Source organism: Nostoc sp. UIC 10607, from assembly GCF_047228265.1.
Classification (GTDB): Bacteria; Cyanobacteriota; Cyanobacteriia; order Cyanobacteriales; family Nostocaceae; genus Nostoc; species Nostoc foliaceum_A.
On the sequence record NZ_JBIQNW010000093.1, the window covers coordinates 1 to 10154 of the forward strand.

The window sequence follows — 10154 nt, forward strand, 5'->3', positions numbered from 1 at the left end:
ATCCCCTTATGTTTTTGTAAACCTGGGAATGTGTAGGCAGGCCCCAAAGATGTGCCGCTAAATTTCTGGTCATTCCATGAGTACGAAATGCCCTTACTTTTACCGTTGCGCGTTAATCCGTGGCGAACTTCTACACCTTGTAATTGCAATCGCTCAAGCAGTTGGGGCATAGTTAGTTTGTCTATTGTGGCGCGGTCGATTAATTCCTGGAGTTGTTGCTTCATGGGGCGTTCTTGTGGAGTTTGGCGCTCACCATTAATATATTCTTCTTGCTCTCTTTCTAGCCGTTTTTGTTGTCCAATACTGGGATTACGCGATAATTTCTCGTGGCTACTTTGGGTTTCTTGTAAGCCGTAATCTCGTTCTAGTTGCCGAATAATGGTTTCGCTACGTTTGTAATCCCAGCTATCATGTACAATCTTCCCGTTGTCTAAACGGATACGGCTAGCGCAAATATGTATGTGGTCGTGTTCGGTATTACTGTGTCTGTAGACTACGTACTGGTTACTGTCAAAGCCCATCTCTTCGAGATAGCGGTTAGCAAGTTCGTTCCAGGTTGGTTCGTCTAGGCGCTCGTTGTCTGGTAGTGATAATGATGCGTGGTACACTACTCGGTCAGCTTCTAGGTTTAGTTGTCGAGAGATTTTGAATTCTCTGGCCAGTGCGCGAGCGTTATTGCCACCCATGTTACCACCAATTAGTTTGGCATCTTTCTGAGACTCCAAATAATTCAGCAGTCCGCGAAACCCTCGTCCTTTAGTCTGGTTGCCAATCATCAGTTTCCTCGTCCGATTCTTCGATGAAGGTATTGGCTATTTCCCGTTGGCAGTGTCGTAGCAGTTCTAAGAGTTCTTGTAGAAGTTCTGGTGATGCTGGCGGTGGCAACTGCATTTTAATGGCGGTGTTGGTGGCTTTGGCCAGTTGGTTGATGTTGTTGCCGATGCGCGACAGTTCCAGGTATGTATCTAGTGTAACTCTGCCCAATTGCGGCGGTGGTGCTGGGATTGGTCGCAGTAATATACAACGTCTTGTTAATTCTGCCAAACTCATGCTCGTATCTTCCGCTTTGGAGCGAATCATCTCGTATTCAATTGGGCTGAATCGCACTTGCAACATTTTGGTGCGGACAAGTGATTGAGAAGAACGCTTGTTCATAATGTCATACCTGACAATGTGCAATTGTTTGAGGGGGGTTCCAAGGGGGGAGGCTTACCCCCTTGGCAAGCCTGCCGAGCCGAGCGCAGCGACGGCAGCACGCAGTGCTAGGCATGGCTTGCTCTTAACCAGTCTTTCGGGGAGGCAGGAGAACTAGGGGAACTACCCACATGGGGACAAAGTGCGTAATCTGCGGCTACCACCACGATGATATTACTAACGAGTTGACGTAAATTACAGTATGGCTAATTATTGGTGATAACTATCTGATTTATTTTTGATTAACTGTTCGTGAGTTATCTTACACGTTCTTAGTAATCACTGTTCAATCAGTTACGTTAATATCTATTGCTGTCTCTTAACTATTTGTTGCATTGATAATTACCTGTCTTTAGATAGATGCTCTCTAATAAAGTAAAGTTTTAAACATAAACATTAGTTTGATTTTTAATCTTGTGGCTAAAGACAATATTCCTAAGTCAAAGATTCCAGAAGCTCTTGATGCTTTACGCGCTTTGGGTGCTAAGGAATTAGATGATATCCCAGCACGAGCAGCTATTAAAAAGATGCGCCGTCAAATTGAACGGGTACTTCGCCTTGGCTATAGCTATGAGGAAGTGTCTAAAACTTTAGCGCCTTTGGATATCAATATCAGTCCTGAACGTATCCGTTATTTACTTAACGATATTCGTAGGTCTACTCGCAAAAAGTCAGTCACTCCTCCAAGTCTTGAGAATACCAGTACACAAGTTATTGATGAGCCGGCTTTAGACGAGAATCCTGAGATTACAGAAAGCAATACTCAATCTGCCAACAAACCTCAGTCTCAATCAGAACCAAAATCAAAATCTGCTTCATCAAAATCAACAACTCCTAAAACTCCTAAAACGGCTAAAAAGACCTCTGATGTTAAAGCTCCAGAGAATCAAAATTCCTCTCGCCTTGCTTTTGTGCCTGAAATAATAAACGATGAGGATTTGTAGATGGTAGTCAAACCTAAACAATCGGCTGACCAAGTTCAGGAACAAAAGGCAACTGAACAACCAAAAACTCTTGGGCGCTTGGTGTTGGTGACTGGGGATAAGGGCGGTACTGGTAAAAGTGTGGTGGCTAGAATCCTACTCGACATTTACCGCCACAGAAATATTAACTGCATCGCTTATGAGTGTGACCAGTCTAACCCTCAGCTTTATCGTCATTACAACAAAGTCGCTCCTGGCGTACAAACGCTCAAACTAAATCAGCGCGGTGGTGCTGATGCTTTGCAGGATGATTTGAAGCGTTTATCTCCTCAAGTTTCTCTGGTGGATCTGCCTGCTGGGGCAGCAGAATATTTTGAGTCAGTGGCTAAGGATATTTTTCTGTTTCAAAATGCCCAGCGTTTAGGTTATCGCATCACTATGGTGTCGGTACTGGGTCGAGTCAAAGATAGTCTGTTGCAGTTAAAACGGCTGGTGGATTTCTGCGGCGACAAAGTTGATTATGTAGTTGTGAAAAATCTCTACTGGGGTGATGAACACAAGTTCACTCGTTACAACAATTCTAAGATGAAGCAGGCTGTAGAAGCATTGGGGGCAGTTGAACTTTTATTGCCTGAGTTATATGACGATATTTTTGACCTCGTTGACTCCAAGGATCTGACGTTCAGGGAAGCTCTAGAGCATGAGGATTTTAGTTTGAGTAATCAATCGAGAGTTTTTGGCTGGATTGATGCGGTTGAAACTGAGTTTTCTAAGGCGGCTATACAGTTGGGGTTAGAGTAAAAAGAAGGGTGTAGGGGGTGGGGTGTAGGGTGTAGGGAATGGAGTTTATGAAAGAGTCATCGATACAGTCTTATCGAGATTTAAAAGTTTGGCAAGAAGGTATGAATTTGGTTGAGACTTGTTACCGAGTCACGAAAATCTTTCCTAAAGAGGAAACCTATGGAATGACATCTCAAATTCGTCGCGCTGCTGTTTCAATTCCCGCCAATATTGCAGAAGGATATGGTAGAAAAACCCGTGGAGAATATATTCAATTTTTGTACATTGCACAAGGTTCTCTTAAAGAATTAGAAACACATTTATTACTGGCGATTAGAGTAGAACTAGCTTCTGAGCAAACAATCAATACTGTTCTAAATCAGTGTGAATTAGTTGGCAAGATTCTACTGTCTCTAATTCGTGCCCTTGAAAATAAATGAAAAACATTTCCCTACACCCTACACCCTACACCCCACACCCTCATGCATACAGGTAATGGTAATGGCAATGGTGCAGTATCTCATTTAGATAGGTTGCTGTCAGAAAAGCCGCCTGAGTTTCAGGCTAAGGTCTTGCGGTTTGCGTTGGATTCTGGGATGAAACAAGATGACCCAGCATTTAGGTTAGTTCAGTACATCGGTTATTTGGCACAACTGACAGAAACTGCTCCAAATGATTGGAAGTTGTTATTTGAAAATTTACAAGATGAGTTAAACCAATGGAGTCAACTGACGGCGGAGCAATTGAAGGTTCAAGCCGACCACACGGAGAACATCAAAAACCTAGCGACGAGTTGCAATCAGCTAGGGACAGCCTTGAGCGCATTAAATCTAACGTCTCAGCAACAACTCAAGCAATTGACGAGCTTAACCAAACTCTCCGAGAATTTGAACAATATCTCCCCAAGGCAACCAGAGATATTGAGCCAACCGTTGCAAGAACAATTGAACGAGATTCAGACGGGAATATCTCTATTGAACCAAAAAGACGCGGAATCGGTCGTTAAAGGTTGGGGTAGAGCTATTATGATCTGGCTTTTTTCTCCGATCTCATTTTTTATTCTGTTTTGGTTTTATTCGCACCTGACCCCAATCCCTACTCCTATTGAAACTACCGAGTCTCTACAGAAAATTTTGCAGAATACTGATTGGAGTAATGCCAAGCTTCAACGGGTTGAGAAACGTTTGGGGACAGATCCAAACTCTAGACGGCGGCGGTAAAAATCTGCTGTTTAAAAGCCGATTTTAAAATAACAATATTCTAAAACGGTCATTAAGGGGGCATTATTAGGTATTGAGCCGAGATGCACAACTTTCACGTCGCGCATCTCGGCTCAATACCTTATACAACCTGGAAAATGAATATAATCTTCAGGATCATCGGTCAATGTAGTATCTTGATCACATTTGGGAGGAGTAGTGAATTCAGCATCTTTTAAATTGGTATTAGTGAGGTTAGCTCCACTGAGGTCAGCACCACTAAGATTGGTATTAGTGAGGTTAGCTCCACTGAGGTCAGCACCACTAAGATTGGTATTAGTGAGGTTAGCTTCACTAAGATCAGCGCCTCTAAGATTAGCTTTTTTAAGATTAGCTTTACTGAAGTTAGCGCCTCTAAGATTGGCTTTTTTGAGGTTAGCTTTACTGAGGTTATAACCCATAAAACTAATATTTATTTTAATAAGTTTTTCAAGTTCTTCAACTATTACTACAGATTTTTTTGTATTAGTATTTTCACTAGTATTTTTTATTAATATCTCGATACTTCGTATAGTTTGTTCTAATTGTTTATTTTTATTGATAAAAGAATTATAATAATTTAAAAAACCAAAAATCAAAAGGATGTTAAATGCAATGGAAATATAAAATTTATTATTATCCTGGTAAAGCTTTATTTTTCTAGCTTTTTGGAGCTTTTTATTATATTCAATACTTTTATTAATAAACTCTACACACATATCGTTTAAACCATATTTATCAAAGTCCCTATCTAATAGATATTCAGCCTCTATTAACAATTGTCCTGCAAGAAGATATTCATCAGTCATTCCACTTTCTTGCCATAGAACGGAGCGATTTAAAAGAGCTTGAACTAGCCTAATAGATTCTGCCTTTTCACGAACTTTTTCATCTATTTCTAAAGCTGCCTCAATTTTCCGCTTCTCTATAATATCTTTTTTATTGTCATTAATCCAAATGCGGAGCTTTTCCCAATTACGAATAAGTGTCTCGTGAATAACATCTATTACTTCAATTTTATTTAATTCAGATTCCTTGTCATTTAAAATACTACTAACAATTAATTTCTCATTAGTCAAACATTGAATTACTCTATTAATTATGTCTTCTGAATATTTATCAGTGATTAATTTTTTTTTATAAACTTGTCGGCGTGTATCCTCAGTTCCTTCACCAAAATGTGTTAATTCCAAAAAAATATGCTTAGTTGCTTGCTGTTCTTCAAGGGATAATGATTCATAAACCTTGGTAGCGCGTTTTTGCAGAGTTTTACTCACACCACCTAAATCAAAATATGCTTCACGAGTTAACGTTTCCCCAGTACGCTGCTGCCAAAGTTCCGTCAGCGTGTACTGCAACAAAGGTAAACTTCCTGGTGAACCCTCTACATCAGCAATTATTTGCTGTACCAATTCGGATTGTACCTGCAAACCTACCTTTTTTGCTGGTGCGGTAATGGCTCGCTCTAATTCTTCCCTTTCCATTGGTGTTACTGTCACTAGATGTTCTTGAATCCGTTGTGCCAGCCCACTATACTGTTGTTCCGCACACTTGCCGAAAAAGTCTGCCCGCATCGTCAACACTAAGCAAAGTTTATTATTAGTGTGAGGTAAAGCACTCAGCAAACATTCAAAAAATCTCTGTCGTTCTTTGACATCTTGACATAAGGTAAAAACTTCCTCAAATTGATCTGCTACCAGCACTATCCGTTCAGTACCAGTAGCGTTAATCAACTGCCGTAAGCCAACTCCGCCCTTAGCTAGCAGTTCCTCTGCCGTGGCTAATTGAGATGCTCTATCAATTGCTGATAACCCAGAATCTAAAAAAGTCAGTGCTAAACTCTGGATGGGATACTCACCAGGGCGAAAAATCTTAATTGGCCAGTTATCACTACCTGATAAACGTTGCCCTAGTTGAATTTGATACAGTAAGCCAGCTCTAACAACACTTGATTTTCCACTACCTGATGCTCCTAAAATTGCCAAGAAATTGCTAGAACGCACTTTCTCTAGTAATTTGTCTGTTAATGCTTCCCTACCGAAAAAATATTGAGCGTCTTCTTCTTTACAGTCAAAGTATTGCAAACCACGATAAGGACAAACTGAGCCAGTAACAACATAAGCAGACTGCTCTTTTTGCAGTGCCCAGGTGCATGTTAGGTCAATTGCACTGCCAGAGTTAGCGAAAATGGGACGTTGCGGGTAGTTTGCCCAATGATGATGGAGAAAATCAATTAAAGTATAGTTAGTTACTGATACTCCTGGTGAGTGTTGCGGGTCAAGTCCTTGCAACAAAGCTTCTGTTAACACGCTATGATTGCTGCCAATCGCTTCATAAGCGACTTCAAATTCTCTGGATGCAGCAATAAAACATCTATCCCGTCCTTTTCCCCTGTCTCCAGGATCTGCCTCCGCAAAATTTAGTAACTCGCCACTGTAACAACAGTCCAGCCAAATAATTTGTTGTTTTACCTCGCTGTCTTGCAGCAGTTGACGTAACCATTGCAAAGACAAACCCCAGTTTCCTAAGTCTGGGTTAGCATCACTGGTTGCCAAAAAGCCTTGCTGAATACCTCGGCTTTTTCGCAGTCCATGCCCAGAAAAATATAGCAGTGCTGTATCTGGGGCATTCTTGCCTTCCGGCTTAAACAGTTGAACTATAGCTTCTTCTAACTGCGTTAAGGTAACTGAGGTCTTTTGACCAACACGAACAGTATTATTTTCCTTATCTTTGACGCTTGGTAGCCGCTTAACGTTAAATTGACCGTACCGCTCTAGTAGTTTGGCTATAGCTTCTGCATCAATTGCTGGTGCTGTCAGACTAGGCAGACGTTCATAACTATAAGTATTAATTCCTACTACCAAAGCGTCTCGAATCATAAGTAGGAGAAATTTTTAGAGAATCTTTGTTTTCAGCATTATCGCTCAGTAACTACAAAAAAACTCATAAATATTCCGTAAAAACTTCTATAAAGTTGTGATAATTACTAAAATTTCTGTATCAGGAGTTCATTTCATGACAAAAGTCATACCCATCAAACTAGATGACAACACGGTAATCTACATCGAAGCTACAGACGATGTAAACATTCCTGTAGTCAACACGGTGGTGTTGGATGAGGAAGAGGAAGAAGAAGCGCTAGTTGGTAAAGGGATGAGTCCTGAACAAATACGACAAAAAATGATGCAAAATTTCTTGTCGATTCAAAATACAATTCGGACTTATACAGTTTATACCTTGAATGCTTTTAAACAGATTCCGATCGCTGAAGTCAACAAAGTTACCCTAGAGTTCGGCATTGAAATGGGCGGAGAGGCTGGTGTTCCCTATGTGACAAAAGGTACTGCCAAAAGCAATATGAAAATTACTGTTGAATGTTCGTTTCCTAAAGAGAATACATAGGTTATTTAGAAAGCTATCGGTATCTCGGCAGACCTCCTTGAGGGTTCAAAATCTCGGCTATATTCAATTACTTGAGCCATTATCGCGTAACAGTGATACTCAGTATTGGCTCTCAGAAGGCTTTAAGAGTCCGGCTTTTATGTCCAAAGTAAGTTAGGGCAACACTCGTGTTGCTTAACCATGCTGGTTAAGCAACGTTTCTCTGACCATGCTTTTTAATCCCAGTCAGTTTGTTCTGACTGCGGTCGCACCATGTTCTTAAATTTTGTTAAGTGTGCATCAAACAGTAGTTGGATTGTGCCTGTAGCCCCGTCGCGGTTTTTAGCAAGGATAATCTCTGCAATTCCTTTCTCTTGCGTATTTAAGTCGTAATATTCATCACGATACAACATGATTACTTTGTCCGCGTCCTGCTCAATCCCGCCACTGTCACGTAAATCTGAGAGCATGGGGCGTTTGTTATTACGGCTTTCCACTGCTCTTGATAGTTGCGATAAACACATTACAGGTGTTTGTAACTTCATTGCTAAACGCTTCAGTCCGCGTGTGAGCTTTTCTATCTCATTGTTTCTGTTGCCCCCAGAGTTACCATCCATCAGTTGCAGATAATCGACGACAATCAAACCCAAATCACGGCGCTCTTGTGCCATGATTTTACGACACTCAGATTCTATATAACTCAGTGATGGGTCTGGGCGGTCATCTAAATAAACAGGTAGTTCTGATAGTGTACCGATGCCCTGTGATAGTGGTTCCCATTGTTTGTTAGAGATGCGCCCTGTTTTCAAGTAGCCGCTTTCTATGCCTGCCTCACCTGAAAGCGCACGCATGGCAATCTGTAGCTTTGACATTTCCAGACTGAACACGACAACTGGAAACTGATATGCAGACGCTAGATAAAAAGCTATCTGAGCCGCAAACGCTGATTTCCCCATCGCCGGACGACCTGCAACGATAACTAAATCATTGCGGTTGAATCCGCAAGTCATTGCATCAAGATCATAAAAGCCTGTGGGAATCCCAGGTAATACCTTACCTTGGCTGCGGTCTTCAATATCCTGAAACAAATCAACGATCACATCTTTTATGTGGCTGGCCCCCGCATTATCAGAGGAACGCTGCAATTCATAGATAAAGTCCTGTAATTGTGAGAAGGCTTCCTCTAAGGGCGTTTCTTCATTGGATTTGTGTTGCAACTCGATTGCAAGGTTTCCTAGTCTACCGAGTTCCCGGCGCTTCCATTTTTCCACAACCAGACCTGCCAGCGCATCAATGTTAACTGCTGATACTGTCCTATCAACCAGCGATGCTAATTTGTTTCGACCGCCGGTAATTTCTAACAAACTATTATCAGCTAAATAATTCGTGATCATCAACAAATCTGTGGGCAATTCTTGGGCATTAAGTCGAAGGGCTGCGTTGTATATACGACCATGAGCGCTGATATAGAAGTGATGCGGCTTCAAAATGTCGCGGACACGTTCTATGGCTACTGGGTCAAGCAAGATGCCCCCAAGTATCGCCTCTTCAGATTCAATGCTCTGTGGTGGAAGCTTATTGGCTGTCGTAGCAAAAGGAATTACGTTGTCGTCACTGGCGTACATATTAATCTTTGATTTCAATTAGGTCTAAATTTTTACAGTCATACATCCGCAAAAAAGAAGGGTGTATGGGGTAGGGTGTGGGATGGAACCCCTCTTCACAATTAGGTCGCAGCGCTTGGGATGGGGCTAAATTTTGACCCTATACCCCACACCCCATACCCTACACCCAGCCTCTTCGGGGCTTGGTCAATCGGGAATATCTACAAATCTTTCAGGAAACTTGGCGCTTGCCCATTCGTACCATTTAGCAGATACTTTATGCTTGCAAAACTTAGATAGTCCCTCTGACTGGAGCATACTGTAGTAGTGATCGTGCATCCGCGCCTCCCATCTGGGAAAATCATATTTCTTGCGCTGTTTCTCTACTTCTGTGGGGTCATCAGCAAAGTTGTTAATTTTGCGCTCTAATTTCCTGCAACCCGCTTTCCATTGCTCAAATAAGCAAAATATCTCTGTACTACCTTCATCTTTTTTAGAAAGCACTGTAGTCACGTATGGGGCAACGTTGTTAATGTCTTTGCCCTGCTTACGCTGATAGGTCAGATAGTAAAGCAGGAAATCCACTTCTTTAACTGGGTCATCACTGAAAACCAAAATTTGAGAATGATTCTCACGCGCCGCGCCGGAATTTAGATCCTCATGAGTGGATTTCTCGTTAGTTGCAGAGACTTTCTCTTTATTAACAGCGTAGTGATTATCTGGAAGTGCTTTTTCTTGGTCAGTTTCTTTGTTCCCCTCTTTCTCTTTTTCCTCCGTCTCTCCAGTGATCGATTGAGGTAATATTATTTCTTTAATCTTATTAAGAGGCTGCGAGGTATGCTGTGAATGACTTTCAGCCCGCACCCCATCCATTTTTGGCACTATGCCATCCATTTTTGGCACTATGCCATCTATTTTTGGCACTATCGGTTGATGTGTATCATTTACATCATCCATTTTTGGCACTATCGGTTGATGTGTATCATTTACATCATCCATTTTTGGCACTATCGGTTGATGTGTATCATTTACAT

The 10154-nt window shown here is 41.5% G+C and carries 10 protein-coding genes; 5 read left to right on the forward strand and 5 right to left on the reverse strand.

From position 1 onward, the window contains the following. Together ACEYW6_RS33120 and ACEYW6_RS33125 are read right to left on the reverse strand one after the other, a co-directional pair. Positions 1-776 (reverse strand): relaxase/mobilization nuclease domain-containing protein (locus ACEYW6_RS33120; protein WP_412983134.1); only part of this gene is annotated, 776 nt, incomplete at its 3' end. Beyond that, positions 757-1155: a plasmid mobilization protein gene (locus ACEYW6_RS33125; RefSeq protein ID WP_412983135.1), complete on the reverse strand. Its 399-nt coding sequence runs from the start codon at positions 1153-1155 to the stop codon at positions 757-759. The genes ACEYW6_RS33125 and ACEYW6_RS33120, both read right to left, overlap by 20 nt. Positions 1156-1610: 455 nt before the next feature. On the opposite strand from ACEYW6_RS33125, the gene ACEYW6_RS33130 reads away from it, so the two are divergent. Genes ACEYW6_RS33130 through ACEYW6_RS33145 form a run of 4 tightly spaced genes read left to right on the forward strand, consistent with a single transcriptional unit; the run spans position 1611 to position 4117 of the window. Next, entirely contained in the window at positions 1611-2138 is a 528-nt protein-coding gene (locus tag ACEYW6_RS33130) for a hypothetical protein (protein WP_412983136.1), read from the forward strand. Beyond that, a complete protein-coding gene (locus tag ACEYW6_RS33135; RefSeq protein WP_412983137.1) occupies positions 2139-2918 on the forward strand; it encodes a hypothetical protein in 780 nt (259 codons plus the stop codon). Between the two features lie 47 nt (positions 2919-2965). Continuing rightward, positions 2966-3337 (forward strand): four helix bundle protein, encoded by a 372-nt coding sequence (locus ACEYW6_RS33140; protein ID WP_412983138.1) that lies wholly within the window; start codon positions 2966-2968, stop codon positions 3335-3337. Between the two features lie 42 nt (positions 3338-3379). Continuing rightward, the gene (locus ACEYW6_RS33145; RefSeq protein WP_412983139.1) at positions 3380-4117 is read left to right on the forward strand and encodes a DUF6753 family protein; all 738 of its coding nucleotides are present in this window, start codon (positions 3380-3382) and stop codon (positions 4115-4117) included. Positions 4118-4230: 113 nt separating this feature from the next. Here the strand turns inward: ACEYW6_RS33145 and ACEYW6_RS33150 are convergent, their stop codons facing one another. Then, positions 4231-7014 carry a pentapeptide repeat-containing protein gene (locus ACEYW6_RS33150; RefSeq protein WP_412983140.1) on the reverse strand — a complete coding sequence of 928 codons (2784 nt, stop codon included), beginning with the start codon at positions 7012-7014 and terminating at the stop codon, positions 4231-4233. Between the two features lie 136 nt (positions 7015-7150). Here ACEYW6_RS33150 and ACEYW6_RS33155 point away from each other — a divergent pair, with 136 nt between their 5' ends. After that, positions 7151-7537, forward strand: a complete 387-nt coding sequence (locus ACEYW6_RS33155) for a CU044_2847 family protein (RefSeq protein WP_412983141.1) — start codon at positions 7151-7153, stop codon at positions 7535-7537. Positions 7538-7752: 215 nt separating this feature from the next. Here ACEYW6_RS33155 and dnaB read toward each other — a convergent pair whose 3' ends face one another. Then, positions 7753-9141: a replicative DNA helicase gene (dnaB, locus tag ACEYW6_RS33160; protein ID WP_412983142.1), complete on the reverse strand. Its 1389-nt coding sequence runs from the start codon at positions 9139-9141 to the stop codon at positions 7753-7755. A 186-nt stretch (positions 9142-9327) separates the two neighbouring features. Continuing rightward, the coding region (locus ACEYW6_RS33165; RefSeq protein WP_412983143.1) for a hypothetical protein at positions 9328-10154 on the reverse strand (827 nt) is incomplete at its 5' end.

Bases quoted from the DNA above. Each gene is read 5' to 3' on its own strand.
- ACEYW6_RS33145 (WP_412983139.1), top strand. From the start codon at position 3,380: ATGCATACAGGTAATGGTAATGGCAATGGTGCAGTATCTCATTTAGAT.
- ACEYW6_RS33150 (WP_412983140.1), bottom strand. From the start codon at position 7,014: ATGATTCGAGACGCTTTGGTAGTAGGAATTAATACTTATAGTTATGAA.
- ACEYW6_RS33135 (WP_412983137.1), top strand. From the start codon at position 2,139: ATGGTAGTCAAACCTAAACAATCGGCTGACCAAGTTCAGGAACAAAAG.
- ACEYW6_RS33140 (WP_412983138.1), top strand. From the start codon at position 2,966: ATGAAAGAGTCATCGATACAGTCTTATCGAGATTTAAAAGTTTGGCAA.
- dnaB (WP_412983142.1), bottom strand. From the start codon at position 9,141: ATGTACGCCAGTGACGACAACGTAATTCCTTTTGCTACGACAGCCAAT.
- ACEYW6_RS33125 (WP_412983135.1), bottom strand. From the start codon at position 1,155: ATGAACAAGCGTTCTTCTCAATCACTTGTCCGCACCAAAATGTTGCAA.
- ACEYW6_RS33155 (WP_412983141.1), top strand. From the start codon at position 7,151: ATGACAAAAGTCATACCCATCAAACTAGATGACAACACGGTAATCTAC.